Raw genomic sequence first — 15928 nt, 5'->3', positions numbered from 1 at the left:
CATGCGCTTCTTCCGCTCCACCGCCGTTCCCGAGCTGTACGCCGCCTCCGCCACCGCCGAGGCGCCCAGCGCCGGCACCGTGGTGTGCTGGTTCCTGTTGCCCCAGGGCGGCGCCGCGGCGGCACAACTGACGCTGGCGGAGAGCTGGGCGCTGCCCGGCTGCTATTGCTTTCTGGAGACCGCGCTGCCCGCCGGCGCGGACCGCCTGTTTGCCGACGGCGCCTGGCCCTTTCTGGTCTCCCCTGCCCTCCAGGCGCCGCGTATCGCCTGGTTCGACAGCGGCGTTCCCACCGCGCGGATGCTGGCCGGCTACGTCCTGTCCACCTCGCCGCTCAATCCGGCCGTGACGGGGCGTACGCTGGTCGTCAGCTATCGAAACTATGCGCTGATGGTCGATTCCGGCACCGGGTTCGGCATCGATCTGCAGCATGCCGCCTTTACCCTGGCACAGAGCGGCCGCCATCCCATCAGCCTGAGCGCCGGTTTTGGCGCCAGCACGCTCACCGGCCTTGGCGACATCAGCATACCGTTGACGGGCGAGAGCGCCGGCTGCCTGCGGTTTGCCCTCACGCTGGGCCGGACCGGCGGCGTGAGCGACCAGGCCCTGCTGGATATCGGCCTGCGCAGCTACTATCCGACGCCGGATGGGCAGCCCGGCGATAACGCCGGCCTCCTGACCTCCCTGCGCTATCCGCTCTTTGAGGAAAGCCAGGGCATGGCGCTGAGCGCCTGCCTTGCACCGTGGAGCGTGGCGGAATCGCGCAGCTATTTTCGTTTCGCCGATCAGAGCGCGCTGGCATCGAATCACGTGACCGTGACCGGCTACCGTCTGGCGTTGCGGCCCTACTGCGATGACAGCGGCCCTTCGGCCACGCCGGCCCGACTGGTGTTCGCCGACCGTCCCCTCGCGCTGTCCGCCTCGCCCGACGATCTCTACACCTTGATTCCCAAAGGCGATTTCGCCGCGAGCGTGGATGGTCCGCCGCCGCGCCGGCGTGACGGGCCGACCGCCGCCACGCCCATGGTGGCCACCAGCCAGCCCAATGAGCGCTTGATGTGCGGCTTGTCCGGGGTGGAATACATCGGCCTGGATGCCGCCCGCGACCATGCCCTGTCCTATTTCACCGGGCAAGCGGCATATGCCCAGGGCTTTGACCCGGCGCAGCGCGCCGCCACCTCATTGACCGCGGCGGCGACGACGGCCTGGGCCCTGCCCAGCCGGCTGGACGGAGCGGGGCCGCTCACCTATTTCGCCCAGCCGGATCACTCGGTGCTGTTTCAACCGACATCCGCCGGCGGCCTGGCGCCGCTGGTCTACCTGGAAGTGGCGGCGAACGCCCTGCCCGCCACTGTGGCGGCAGCCCATGCCCTGCCCCTGTTTCCCTACCGTGGCGTGGCGCCGGCCAGCGCCGATGAAAGCGATCTCTACCAGGCACTGGAAAGCAAGGTGCTCAGCCCCGGCCGGCGCGCGCTGATCGCCGCGCTGGGCGGCAAGCCGCCGCCGGCGCAGGCCTCCCCCGGCGCGGCAAGCGCGGGCGCCCTGTCCGGGGTGACGCCGCAGGGCTTGCTGGCCCGGTTCAGCGACACCTCGCTGACGCTGATGAGCGAGCTGGTGCTGGCGATGATGGCCGATGAGCAGCGCTTTTCCTTGCGCGGTCTGCCCAGCGGTTCCGCCCTGCGCACCGCGCTCGCTTCCAACCAGCTGTTCCTGGTGCTCAGCAATCCGGCGGCCGTGAGTCCCTATCTGCCGGCGGGGGCCAGCAACAACCACATCGGTATCGAAGGCTGGAATTTCAATCTCGACCCCGCCGTCTGGTCCCAGACCGGTCCGGCAGGCCTGCAGGGCACCACCCTGGTCTTCAAGTTCGCCAATGGGACGCTGCTCGATCTGGCCAGCAATACCGGCGCCTGGTCCAGGGCTCAGCCGGCGCAAACGCCCTTCAATCTCGACGACAAGGCCACCGCCCGGCGCATCGGCAAGCTGATCGACGCCGCCATCGGCGCCTACGACGGCGGCAAGGGCGACCTGGATTTCAAGACCTTTGTGGAAGCGGTCAGCGACCCGCAGTGGCAGGGCATACTGATACTTAACGCGGCGGTGCCATTGAGCGAGTTGCCCCAGCAGTGCCGCGGACTGGCGGCGGGGATCGATCCGGCGCGTTTCCATGGACACCACATCGGCATCAATATCGCCAAGATTCAGCAGGGGCCGCAGATGACGGTGCAGCCGTCGTCGATGTTCGCGCTGATCCACTATGCCGCCCCCAATATTCCGCAAATCGTGCTGGGCGGCAGTTACCAGTTTCAGGTGGATAGCCTCAAGGTATTGTTCCAGAACTCGGCCATCAGCGCCTTCACCAGCAGCATAGAGCTGGCCGTCAACACGCTGTTCGGCGATACGGTGGCGCTTGAGCCGGCGCGGCGCAACCTGTTGCTGTTCGGCGTCATGCAAAGACAGACCATCGGCAACGCCGTGGTGGACAGCTATTTGTTCCAGACCGCGCAAAACCAGGCCATGCTGTTCCCGCTGGCCGAGGGTAGCGTGCTGCGCAATATCCAGGTCGCCAGCGCCCAGTTTGTGACCGAATTGGATACCGGTGACGGCCTCACCCACACCTATTTCGCCCTGGCCGGCCTGCTGGACTTCGTCAAGTTCGACGAACTGGACCTGCTCTCGTTCGGCGCCGAAACGACGCAGGAGATCGCCGGACTCAGCTACAGCAAGTTGTTGGTCCGCATGGCGTTCGCTCCCGCTGTGGCCGGCAGCAATCAATTTGTCTTCGACGCCGGCCGCGTCAGCTTCGACCTGGCGCGCAGCACCGCCCGCAGCGACAGCCTGTACCAGCATTTCCCGCTCTCTCTGACTGGCTTGATTCAAGCCACCCAGGGCGCGGCGCCGCCCCAGCTGGGCTATTTGTCGGTGCAAAGTCCCTTGACGCAAAGCGCGCTGTCGCTGCCCTGGTACGGCCTGGTGTTCGACCTCGATCTGGGCACACTGGGAGCGCTGGCGGCCAGGGAAGGATTCGTCGCGCAGTTGCTGGCGGCCTGGAGTCCATCGAGCGGCAGCAGCCCAACGTTTGTCGGCCTGAAATTGCCGGGCAGCGACGGCGGCAAGGGCAATATCAGCATCGAGGGCGTGCTCGACCTCGGTTTCCGCGCCCTGGTTTTGGGACGCAATGGCGCCTCCACCTACTATTTGTTGCTGAACGCGCTGGCGCTGAAATTCCTCAGCCTGAGCTTCCCGCCCGGCGGCCAGATCGACATGGCCCTGTTCGGCAATCCGGACGACCAGCACAACGCCAGCCCTGGCTGGTATGCCGCCTACACCAAGGACCAGGCGCAACAGCCCAGCGGCGGCAAGGACAGGGCCAGCTTCGCCGCCCTGCGCGGCGCCCGCATGCGGACCCGTCGCCTGCCGGACCGGGAGCCTTCATGAAAATACTAGTGTGGAACATCCAATTTTTTACCAGCGCACGCATTTCCACCACGGCGCAAAACGACCTGGACCGGGTGGAAGCCAATCTCGCCTATATACTGAGCACCATACAACAGGCCGCGCCCGACATTTTCGTGGTGATCGAACCGCGCTCCAACCAGGGCGACGTGGGCGGCCTGGCGCGTGGCAATGGGCCGATAGGCCTGGTAAAGCTGTATGCCAAGATGCTGGGCAAATTCGGTTCAACCAGCTGGAATCTGGTGCCGCCTTTACGGTTGAACGCGAGGGACATACATTCCTCCAATACCTACACCGAATGCGTCGGCGTGTTCTGGCGCAATGAGGTGCTGGAATTCACCGGCCCGTGGGTCTGGACCGCCGCTGGGGCCAGGGCGCCTGGAGAACACACCGTAGCGGCCGCCTACCCTGAGCCATGGAACCGTTTGGTGCCCGACGATGTAACCGCTTCGGGCCAAGCCAGCTTTTATTCCGCAACCGGCGAAATCCATTTTCCGGCCGAGGCAAACCGCCGTCCCTTCCTCTGCACTTTCAGGGAGCGGGGCGGCACCCACCGGCACCTCAAGGTATTCGCCATGCATACCTCCCCGAGTACCGCAAGGGACGCTTGCGCCAGGATGCTGGGCGTTAATGAGTTGGCCCCGAATGACAATGAAATATCTGTGCTGACAGGTGATTTCAATCTGGATCTCAATAGCACCAATACCGCTGAGCAGGCCACCCTGAGCGCCTTCGCGCTGTTGACGGACCTTCGTGTGGTCCGGCCGCCGCAGGTGTCCGGGGCCTATCCGGGAACGCTGCTCTGTGAAAGACCCGCAGCCAACTGGACAAACTATCAGCGCGCACTGTCGCTCGACTATGCCTTTGTCGGTTATGGCGCGAACGCCCGTATCCCCGGCACTTTCCAACCTGCCGTCGAGGTGGTCAACCGGGTGGCCGGCACCCCTACTCCGCCGTTTTCGGTACATATGAGCACCACGCTGGAACAATATCGCGCCATCGAGTTGTTGACGCAAATGCAGCGAGGGGTCGACCCGACCGATGCCACCAACATGACGCTGGATCTATTCCGCCAACGCTGGAATTACGGGCACATCGCCCAGCCACGCCGCACTGCGCCAACCGCTGAGGAGCCCGGCGACGGCACCAGCGACCATCTGCCGATTCTTGTCACTGTATAACCGGAGCGAACAATGGCGATGATGACGTCCCAGGCACTGGCGGACCTGCTGCGCAGCCAGGCGCAAGACAACGACGGCCTGATCAGCCTGAACGACCAGACGCTGCAGACCACCGGGCTGGACGCCCTGGTCGCGCGTGATTTGCTGCGCGCATCGGGCACGCTGCTGCTGTTGATCGATCCCGCCAGCGTTCCGGCGCAGCCGCCCGCCGCCGGATTCACGGTGGCCGCCGCGGTGCCGGCCGGCGATGACGGCTTTCTGCGCCTGGACCAACGCCAGGTGGAGCTGGCCTTCGCCGTCGGCGAGACGCTGGACCTGAGCCTGGCCATACAGACCCGTCGCAACGCCGGCGGCGCCAGTTTGCCTTGGGTGTTCAGCGACAGCTTCGTTGAGCTGACCGGTCAACCCTATGACGACCTGAACCTCGTCGAACCACGGCTGGGGTTCGCCACCGCCCAGTCCAAGGGCCTGGGTTTTTCCGGGCAGCTTGCGCTGGATGGGATATTCCAGGCGCTCGCCACGTTGATGAGTTTGAGCGGCAAGTTCGCGCTGCACGGCGACCTGTTGCGGGACAAGCAAGGCAAGCTCGGCTTTACACTGGAGGCCGGCCTGGGCCTGGCCAGCTTTGGCATAGACAACATCATCACCCTGCAAAGTCCCCGGGTGGGCGTCAGCTACGCGCGCGCCAACGACGCCAACGGCGTCAGCGACACACTGGTGCGGCTCTACCTGGCCGCCGAGGCGGATTTCGGCGCCGCCGGCGGCACCCAGGTGCAGCTGGACATCATCAGCAGCATGCCGCTGATCGGCGCCGGCGCGCCGCTGCAGCTGGCGGTGCTGCCGAAAAAGTTCACCACCAGCCTGGGCAATCTGGGATCGCTGGTCGCCGGCCAAAGCTGGGATAGTTTTTTTGCCGGCCCGGCCGCCGAGCTGAAGCCCTATTTCGACACCTTCGGCCTGCTGGGCTATAGCATGTGCTTCGGCAGCAGCGGCAAGGTGACCTCGCTCAACCTGAGCGTCGGCACGCTCAAACCCTGGAAGCTGTGGAGCGACGCCTATCAGCTGACGCTTGATGCCAACTGGGACGTGCAGTTCCTCGGCCGGCACGCGCTGCAAACCCTGCAACTGCACGCCGGCTTCAATTACGACGGCAAGATGCAGTTCGACGTCACCGTCACGCTGCCGGAGCTGCATATCAGCGGCACCCAGAGCGGCGCGCCGATCAGGCTGACGGCCAGGCAAGCGGTCGACAAGCTGTTTGGCGCGGGCGCGGTCAGCGTGCCGGAAGAGCTGCTGAGCATCGCCGTCAGCGATTTCAACATCGAGATCGACAAGGCCGCCAGGACGTTGGCCATAGGCTTTGTCGCCAACGCCGGCATTGCGCTGTTCGGCGCGCAGATACTGACCCTCAGGGGGATGTCGATCGGCGTGCTGGTCGACGCCTCCGGTCCGGAGAAGCTGTACACCGGCACGCTGAACGGCCAGATCAGCCTGGGCCCCATCGCCGCCGAGGTCGACGCGACGCTGAGCAACGATCCCGATGTGGGCTGCGTACTGACCATCCACCTGGTGGACGAAACGGTGGGCACCATGCTGGGGCACCTGGTCCACCTGGTCGACCCGACCCTCGATATCACCTTGGGCGAGCCGTGGGACCGGCTGCTCGATATCAGCCTCGACGCCTTCGTCCTGACGGTGGACCTCACGAAGAAAACCGTGTCGCTGGCCTATGTCGACACCATCGACCTCGGCTTCCTCACCCTGACGCAGCTGGGTCTCACCTGGCAGAAGAATGCCGAGGGCCCCAGCACCACCCGGATCGTCATTTCCGGCAACTTCCTCGGCGTCGGTTTTGGCGCCGGCTCGTCCAATCCGCCGCTGGCCTGGGACCCGATCAACGAAAATCCGCCCGCCGTGCCCGGCGCCGGCGACAAACTGTCCGACCTGCGCTATGCCGGCATCGGCCAGCATGTGGGCTTCGATCCAAGCTGGCAGCCCACCAATGTGGAAGACGTCATCGACAAGATGAGCGCGCTGGCGCTGCCGGCCGGCGGCGGCAACCTGCCCAACCTGACCAGCCCCGACGGCCTGCGCTTCGCCAAGGACAGCAGCTGGCTGGTGGGCGCCGACTTCACCATCATGGAAACGCTGCGGCTGGCGGTGGTGTTCAACGATCCCAAGCTGTACGGCATTCTGATCGGCCTGTCGGGCGAGCGCGCCAAGAGCTTTGGCGGGCTGAAGTTCGAGATCCTCTACCGCAAGGTCAGCGACAGCATCGGCGTCTACCATATCGAGCTGAAGCTGCCCGACGCCATGCGCCATCTGGAATTCGGCGCGGTCTCGCTGACCCTGCCCGTCGTCATCATCGACATCTACACCAATGGCAATTTCCGGGTGGACCTGGGCTTCCCCAAGGGTCTGGATTTCAGCGCTTCCTTCTGCCTGCAGGTATTCCCCTTCGTCGGCTATGGCGGCTTCTATTTCGCCGTGCTCGACGGCGATACCTCCAGCCGGGTGCCGCAGATCAGCAATGGCCGCTTCAGCCCGGTGATCGAATTCGGCATCGCCTTGTCGGTCGGGGTGGGCAAGACCATCGACGAGGGCATACTCTCCGGCGGCTTGTCGGTCACCGTGGTCGGCATCCTGGAAGGCGTCATCGGCTGGTTCCATCCCACCGACGCCGCCACGCCCAAGGGCGAATACTATTGGCTGCAGGGCACGGTGGCGATCACCGGACGGCTGTACGGCAGCATCGATTTCGCGATCATCCAGGCCAGCCTGTCGGTCACCGCCTATGCCTGCATCACCTTGCTGATCGAGGCGCACCAGCCCATCCATATTTCCATGTCGGTGGGCGTGTCGGTGGAGGTCAGCGTAAAAATCGTCTTCTTCACCATCCACTGCTCCTTCTCCACCACCATCAGCGCCGCCTTCACCATAGGCAATGCCACGCCGACGCCGTGGATCGTTGCCCAGCCGGCCAATGGCAGTGAGCGCCGGCTGTTCGCGCAACGCGGCAGCGTGCATGCCAGCCAACAGCGGGTCTACGCCCGCCTGGGCCGCCTTGAGCGCCTGGCCTTGATGAACCTGCGCCTGGCGCTTGGCGAGGTCAGCCTGCAATGGCAGGCCCGCACCGTGTTCGACCAGCCGCGCGCGCTGACGCTGCACGCCATGCCCGCCTTCACCAAGGCGGACGGCGAGGTGGCCGGCGTCTTGTTGCTGGGCATAGAAAACGGTATCGACGGCCGCGCCGCCTCGCTGGCCGCGCACGTGGCGCCGGGCGCGGACAGCCGGCCCGGCATCGCCGACGTGCTCGAAGGGCTGACCCGCTGGGCGATACTCAACGCCCGCGCCAGCCTGGGAAAATCGACCAGCGACAACCAGGTGGATGCGGAAGACATCGCCTTGTTGAGCCGGGCCTTTGCCGACACCGACGCGCTGGCTTCCGCCGTGGACTACCAGCTGTACCTGAAGGACTTCCTCGACCGCAATTTCCGCTTCGCGCTGAGCGCGCCCGCCACCAGCGGCAACGGCGACACCGGTGTCAGCCTGTTCCCCATGCCGCCGGTATTGAAAATGACGGCGGGCGGTGTGGCGGTGGACTTCGCCCGGTTCAACCAGCTCGATGAGCTGAGCCTGGACAAGATGCAGGCTTATTTCGAACTAATGGCGGTCAATTACCAGCAATTCGTGGCGGGCAAGGATGACGCCCCGCCCCAGGCGGCGAACGCAGGCCTGGACCAGCAGCCCAGGCCGATAGCCCAGGTGGTATTCGAGCAATATGTCGCCATGCAGTTGCGCGCGGCGATAAAAGCCAGCGGCGACTGCATGGAGAGCTTCGCGTTCAGCTATGCCGATCGCGCCGTGGCGTTCAGCCTGGCCGACATCCGCACCCAGCTGGGAGCCGCGCAACTGCCTGCCGCCGCCGTGGTGTTGCCCAACCGCGAACGCGCCATCCTGCGCACCGGCGCCAGCCTGGTGCTGGACGAGGTGCGGCACCAGATCAAGCTGGGCGAGCGCTTCGCCGGCATCGCCGCCAGCTTCAACGCGGTATTGCCGCCAGATGCCCAGATCAGCGCGCTGCAGATCGCCCAGCACAATCAGCATGCCGCCGGGCTGTTCAACACCGGCACCGCGGTCGACTTCAGCGGCCTGCACTGGACCACGCTGGCCGGAGAAAGCCTGAACCTGATCCTGGCCCGGCTGGCCGTGCGCACCCTGCCCGCCACCGTGGTGCAGGGCTACACCGGCTTGCAGACGCTGGCCCAGGCCATCCTGGCGCTGCCGGCCAACGCGGCCTTGTTCCCGGCCGGCGCCGACCCGATCGCAGCGCTGAACAGCCCGATCGACCCGGCCCTGCACCCGCAGGTCAGCCTGCCGGCGTCGGCCGCGTTCAGCAATTACGCGACGGTGGCGGGCGACAACCTGATCCGCATCGCCGCCACCTCGCTGGCGATACAAAATACGCTGGTGGACCTGCACGGCCTGATCGACTGGACGCTGTCCAACAACGCCCTCGCGGTCACCGACCCCGACCTCGCCCAGCCTGCCGCCACGCTGTTGGCGCTGCCGCCTGTGGCGCATGCGCTGGAAGCCGGTGAAAGCATAGCCTCGCTGGCGGCAAGGCTGCTGACCGGCACCGGCAATATCTGCGACAACCTGCTGGCGCTGCCGGAAACGATCAATCTGCTGGCCCCCCACGGCCTGCTGGCGCTGCCGCCGCTCAACTACGCGCTGCGCGCCGGCGATACCTTCGGTGGCATCGCCGCCCAGTTCAACCTGGCGCTGGCTGCGCTCGAGCAGGTGCTGGAGGCGGCCGATACGACGGCGATTTTCGCCGCCGGCGCCAGCCCGGCCGTCGGCAACATCGCCGAAATGACGCTGGATGCGCTCACTCAGGGCCTCGCCGCCACGCACTGGAAAACCATCGCGCCGATGGCTTCGCGCTTCATGCTGGCCGGCTTGCGCCTGCCCGACCCGAACGACGCCGATTTCCGCAAGCTGACGCTGGCGGACATGCGCGACCCGCGCAAACTGGGCGCGATCGCCACGCTGCCGCTGTATGTGCTGACTGGCCAGCAACTGGGCATCGCCGCGCCGCCGCCGGCCGGCTACACCATCGCTTTCGAACTCAGCGCCGCCGCGCCGTGGTTCGACCTGCCGCAGGCCCTCAGCTTCGGCCTCGGCAGCGAATCGGTCGCCGTGATCAATCAACTGAAGGCGGCCAGCTTCGCGCCGGTGGTCGAGTTGGCCGCGCTGCCGCCGTTCCGGCTGGCGGCGGACCGCTACACGCTGCAAAAACACATCGCATGGCAACCTGCCCTGCTGTCCGCGCAAGCGATCTACAACCCGACCAACATCGGCAACGTGGCCGGCAACCCGGACCTGTGGCTGTTCCCCGACCAGTTGATCAGCCGCCTCAACCAGGACAGCGGCAACCAGATGCCCTGCTCGGTCGCCATCGCCACCCACCAGAACGCGGGCGGCATGACGGTCAAGCCGGCGCGGGCCTACGCCTGGGCCACCCAGCTGCGCTTCAGCGTGCAGCAATTGCCCGCCGACGAAGCGGCCACGCCGGCCGCGGCCACCATCGTCGGCATGCTCGGCACCGACGACCACGGCATCGCCTTGCTGGACGCGCTGGACAGCCAGCTGCGGCATGACGATGCCACCTTGTACCTGCTGTATGCGCCTGGCCTCGCGGCGGGCGGGGGGCTGCTGTCCGACCAGTTGACGGCGCAAACGGTGCTCATGCAAACCAATCTTTCCACCCTGAGCCACAGCGGCAACCAGCTCCGCTTCAGCCGCGCCGCCGCCTTGCGCGACAGCGCGACCGGTGAAGACTTGCATGTCGCCCCGATCGGCAACGCCGCAGCCTTCCTGCGGCTGGTGCGCGACGGCTCGATCGTCCGCAGCGGCGGCTACTATCTGCGCTATATCAACGCGAACGGCGGCCAGGGCCTGCCCGCCAGACTGTTCAGCAACGGCACCACGGCCGAGCTGACCCTGCTGGTGGTGCTGGACAGCCAGAACAAAGCCCATGCGCCGATTTTACCGTTCAACAACTGCGCCATCGTGGCGGACAATATCGACGCCGCCGACAGCAATGTGTTCGTGCAATCACCCACCTGGCTGGTCGGCCAGCCCAGCAGCCTTGCGGACGCCGCCGCCTATGCGCTGGCGACCTTCGGCCTGCCGCTCGACGCCGCCGCCGTCGCCACCCTGAACGCCGACGTGCCGCAACTGTTGCGGCCCGGCGCCAGCCTGCAGGTGCCCGACGGAAAAGGCGGCAGCCGGACCGTGGCCGTGGCCCTGCAGGATACGCTGGCCAGCCTCGCGGCCCGCTACAGCCTGTCGCCGGCCGGATTGGCGGCGTACGGTGCCAACGCCACGGCGGCGCTGCTGGCGCCGACCGGCTTGGTGCAGTTCCATGCCGATGCGCTGGTGCGGACCGCCGCCATTCCCGCCGGCAGCGCCGGGTACGAGCTGAGCCGCCGCAATCCGGATCCGGGCAATCGCCTGGCGCTCAACGCCATGGATGGCGCCGGCATGCTGGAAGAGCTTTACCACATGGCCGGCAATCGCATCGTGGTCGCCGCCGGCGGGCGCGCCGATTTCCTGCGCAGCAGCGAAGGCGTGCCCACCGGCCCGACGCAAAGCCGCCCCACGGAAGACGGCGCGCTGGCGCCGTCCGACAGCGCCAACCCGGTCTGGGATTACCACCAGGCGATCGCGTGCGCGCCGTTCGCCGCCGCCGGCATGGGCGCTGCCAGCCCGGCCTTGCCGGAGGCGGCCCAAAGTCCGTACGCCGGCGTGGGCCCGGCCGCTCAAGTGAGCATGGAACTGGATTTTCACGACCCCTACGGCAACGCCCTGCCGCTGCCGGGCGGCGGCGTGCTGACCCAGCCGGTGCGCTATTTCGACGACCTGGTGGGGCCGGGACAATGGCCATCCAGCGCCACCGCCTACACGCTGGCGGGCGACGGCACGGCCGCGCCGCAGCTGACCCTGGAGCTGAGCCTGCAGCTGGACAAATACCTCGGCAGTGCGACGCTGGCGAGCGCGCTTGCAGCCCAGCACGTCGCCACCGACAAGCTCACTTATCTGCGCGCGTATTACCAACTGGCGCAGCCGGACATCGGCTTCAGCCTCGCCTGCTCGCTGGCCCCGGACGCGCAAGGCCAGCCCGCTTACCGGACGCTGCAGCCGCATCCCTTCCGTGAGTTCGTCAACAGCGCCTGGGTGGTGCTGGACGCCTTGTCTGCGACCACGGCGGAGGTATGGCGGGCCGACCACGCCGGCACCACACTGGGCACGCTGGCCGCGCGCTATGGCGTCGCGCTGGCGGAGCTGTTGGCGGGCAATGGCGATGCGCTGTACTCCCAGCTATTGGGGCAGGCGCAATTGAACGTGCCGGCGCTCCACACCAGCGTGGCCGGCGACAGCCTCGACAACATCGCCGCCGCCTGGCAGCTGGACCCCGTCATCCTCGCCAGGCAAAACCCATGGGCGGCGCTCAGCACCGCCATCGACCTCGCCGCGCCCCAACGCCGCGTCACGCCATCGCGCCACGACAGCCTGGCCGATATCGCGCGCGACCACCAATGTTCGGTCAGCGGCATTGCGGTGTCCAACCCGCTGGCGCCGCTGGCGGACAGGCTGACGCTGGCGGTGGCCGGCATCGGCATCACCACCCAGGACGACAGCTTCACCAGCGCCGCGCAAAAATTTGCGGCGCTGGGCCTGAGCGTGACGCTGGGTGAAGTGGCGCTGGCGAACCAGGGCGTGGCAGGCTTGTTCGCAGCCGAGGCCGGTCTGGCCATAGACGATCTGGTGCCCGCCCCGGGCGACTCGCTCGGCTCACTGGAGCAGGCTTTCGGCTTCGGCATCGCCACCCTGGCGGCGGCGAACGCCAGCCTGGCTAACCTGTACGCGGCCGGCACCTCGCTGTATATCGGCGCCGGCACACCAGTGCCGGCGCCGGGCGCCGGCATCACGCTGGCGCAATTCGCCGCCGGCCAGAACATCGGCCTCGCCAGCCTCGGCCTTGCCCTGTATGACGGCCTGCAAAGCGCCGAACCGGCCGCATTGAATCAGCAGGCGCCGCTGGCCGCCACGGCGTCGATGATGATACCCGCCACGGTGAGCAATCAGGGCGGCGACCGCCACGCCCCCTACCGTGCCCAGGTCGGCGACGACGATATCGCCAGCCTGGCGGCCAAATTCCTCGGCCGCAGTGCCGCCACGCTAGGCGAGCTCAATGTCGCCATGCCGGGCCTGTTCCTGGCGGGGGCGACGGTGCGCGACGTCGCCAGCGGCAAGACCGTGACCACCGAAGCGGACAGCAATTTCGCCACCTTGGTGGCCGCCTTCGCCGCCCAGCAGGTCAGCGCCACCCCGGCCAGCCTGGCGCGGGACAATGCCGACACGCCCGCGCTGGTGCGCCCCGGCGGCCTGTGGCTGTGCCCACCCATGGTGGTGCTGGAAGGCGACAGCCTGCTCGCGATCGCGCTGCGCTACGGCCTGGTGAACGCGGATGGGACGCCGGATGCCGTCCAGGTGGCGCGCGGCAACGCGGCCGTGCTGGGCTTCCTTGCGGCCGGGGTCGCTCTCAGCTTCGACGGCATCAGCCTGCATACCCAGGCCAACGATACCTTCAACGCCCTGCTGCGGCGCTGCACCCGGCCAGGCAGGCCGGCGCCATCGCTGGCCGCGCTGGCGCTGGCCGTGGCCGATCTGCCCCTGCTTGCCAAGGACAGCCTGATACTGCCGTTCGCCATCGCCTGCAGCACCGGCTTGAGCGTCAAGCCCGGCTTCAGCGCCGCCATCAGCGAACTGAGCGTCAGTCTGCGGGAAACCCGCCAGCCGGACTGGATCGCCGCCGATTTCCAGGCGACCGCCAGCGTGGGCTGCAGCCAGTTCGAGGTGCCGCCGCAGACCGCCGCCGGTGGCGAAGTATTGTCGCTGGGCGACTTCGCCACCCGTGTCGAAGCGGCCCTGCCCGGCGTGCGCCTGGCGACCGGCGACGGCTCGACCGGCAGCGCGGCGGGCAGCGAAAAGCGCTTGTGGCTGGTCAATTTCGGCTACCCCGGCGCCGCCCAAATCGACTACCGTTTCGAGGGCGCCGACCAGGTACGCTCCTTCGCCTTGCCTCCACTGTCGACCTCGTTGGTATCGGGCAGCGCCGCCGTCCGGCCCTACGTCTCGGGCCAGGGACTGGACGGCGCCGCGCAGCCGCAGATGTTTGCCGGCATCGATCTGGATAATTGGGGCAGCCAATTCCTGTCCGCCATGGACATGCTGCTGTCTCCCGTCTACGCCCTGCCGGCCCACGAGGAAAACGCCGGCGCCCTGCAAGCCGTCATCGCCGCCAAAGGCACGCTGGCGGCCGCTATCGCCGGTCGCACCCAATATGTGCTCGACGGCGGCGGCCCGGGCGAATATGGCGAGACCGACCCGCGCCGCAGCGCCGCCATCGCCGCGCTGCGGCAATCGCTGCAGGTCTCGCTCGCCAGCGCCTACAGCGTATCCAGCCTGATACAAGCGGTGGTCGACGTCGGCGCGCCCTATGACGACCCGGTCACGGCGCCCCGCCTGTCGGGGCGGCCCAAGCTGAGCCAGCCGCATGGCAGCCAGCCGATACGCAATGCCTCGCTGTCGAATGGCAAGGTGGTGCTGGCCCGGACCAGTCCGGCGGCGCCGGCCCTGGCCACTTTCCTGCTGAGCGTGCAATCGCCCGCCAGCCAGCGCAATTTCGTCGCGGATCTGGACTACAGCGTGGCGGAAATCGAAGTGCCCAGCGGCCCACCGGACGAGGACGGCTATCAGTCCTCCAGCTGGCTGACGCTGATACATCCGCTGGACGACGGCCGCGGCCGCATCGATACGCTGACGCTGCCGGTACCGCTGCGCTGCTATCCGCTGCCGCCGACGCTGGAGGCACAGGCCGCCACCGCCAGCTACCCGGATCGCCCTGCCGTCACGCAACTGACGCGCTGGGACGCCGCCGCCAGCTACAGCCATCAGGATGCCGACCAGGACAGCGGCCGCCTGCTGCTGGAAGTGGGCGTGCCGTTCGCCAGCGGCCACCTGAGCCGTCAGCATGCCCTGACCACACTCGATGGCGGCTCTCCCTTGTTTGCGGCGCTGGCGCAGTTCATTGCCACCTATCCGGCGCTGCAGCCCGACCTTGCCCAGCTGACCCAGCGCACCGCCGGCAGCGCCGCCAGCCCGGTGACCACGCAGGCGGTGCAAGCCTTCGCCGACATGGCCTCCGCCGTGGCGGCCGCCTGGCCGGCCGATGCCGTGGTTCCCAAACCGCTGCTGAGCCTGGCCCGGCAAGCCGACGGCGACGAGATCGCCCCGGGCAGCTACGCCTACACGCTGCAGCCCGCCCCGGGCGATGGCGACCTGACCCGGTTGCAGCTTGGCGCGGACCGCAACAATACCGCGAGCTTATGGCCGATGCTTGCCGTCGACCGTGGCGCGGGCCTGGGCTGGCAGGCGCTGGCCTTTACCTCCGCCAGCGGTGACAAGGCAAACTACAACTATCCGCCGGACACCCCAAGGGGCAAGACCTTGCGCTACCAGGTCAGCCTGGCCGGCATGGATGTGGTGATGGTGCAGCAGCTGAGCACCAGCGTGGCGGTGGAACGAAACGCGGATCTGGTCAGCGGCGCCCAGGTCAGCCCGCTGTTCGTATATGCCACCCCCTACACCAGCTTCGCCTCCACCCTGGTGCCGCTATTGGACTTTGCGGACGACTACAGCATCGGCAGGGGCGAGCTCCATGGCCTTGAGGGTGCGCTGGGCGGGTTCCTCGCCACGCTGCTCGCGCGCAGCCAGGCCCCCGCCGGCGCCACTTGCGTGCTGCGCGTGGCGGCCGCCTTCAGCTATCTGCTGACGGGCGCGCCCGGCGACAGTGCCGCGCACGATGCCGTCCAGGCGGCGTCCGCTGGACTCAGCACCGCCATCCCCGTCGCGCTGATACCCGCCATTGAATTGATCATCAACGGCGACGGCGCCACCGGCGTGGGCATCGCGGAGTTCGCCGGCCAACTGACTGGCTTCGTGATTGAATGGGACAAAAACACGCAGCCATCCCACCAGAACGCGGCAGTGAATTTTGAGATCGCGCTCTTTTCCAGGACGGACGGCGGCGACGTGAAGCCTTTGCTGGAGCTGCGGGCGGTGCGGTATTGGCTGTCTTCATGACAGCAAATACAACGGGAAAAAGTTAGTTAATTGCGGCTGGAAAATCGTGATAGCATGGAATCATTGCTATTATAAGAAC

Annotated in this window: 3 protein-coding genes; all 3 read left to right on the top strand. The window is 67.2% G+C overall.

The genetic code is table 11. From position 1 onward, the window contains the following. Position 1: 1 nt before the first annotated feature. From V6M89_RS05735 to V6M89_RS05725, 3 genes are read left to right on the top strand one after another with little or no spacing between them, the layout of a single operon-like run. On the top strand, positions 2-3436 hold the full coding sequence (locus tag V6M89_RS05735) for a hypothetical protein (RefSeq protein ID WP_332852292.1): 3435 nt from the start codon (positions 2-4) through the stop codon (positions 3434-3436). Next, a complete protein-coding gene (locus tag V6M89_RS05730; protein WP_332852291.1) occupies positions 3433-4635 on the top strand; it encodes an endonuclease/exonuclease/phosphatase family protein in 1203 nt (400 codons plus the stop codon). The genes V6M89_RS05735 and V6M89_RS05730 overlap by 4 nt, the downstream gene beginning before the upstream one ends. 12 nt (positions 4636-4647) lie before the next feature. Beyond that, the gene (locus V6M89_RS05725; RefSeq protein WP_332852290.1) at positions 4648-15849 is read left to right on the top strand and encodes a hypothetical protein; all 11202 of its coding nucleotides are present in this window, start codon (positions 4648-4650) and stop codon (positions 15847-15849) included. Positions 15850-15928 lie beyond the last annotated feature (79 nt).

Origin of the sequence: Duganella sp. S19_KUP01_CR8, assembly GCF_036688705.1 — a bacterium.
Classification (GTDB): Bacteria; Pseudomonadota; Gammaproteobacteria; order Burkholderiales; family Burkholderiaceae_D; genus Rugamonas.
Note: the sequence above shows the minus strand (reverse complement) of the source record. Positions and strands in the feature narration are given on the sequence as shown.

Excerpts from the sequence above, each read along its gene's own strand:
- V6M89_RS05735 (WP_332852292.1), top strand. The coding sequence starts at position 2 with ATGCGCTTCTTCCGCTCCACCGCCGTTCCCGAGCTGTACGCCGCCTCC.
- V6M89_RS05725 (WP_332852290.1), top strand. The coding sequence starts at position 4,648 with ATGGCGATGATGACGTCCCAGGCACTGGCGGACCTGCTGCGCAGCCAG.
- V6M89_RS05730 (WP_332852291.1), top strand. The coding sequence starts at position 3,433 with ATGAAAATACTAGTGTGGAACATCCAATTTTTTACCAGCGCACGCATT.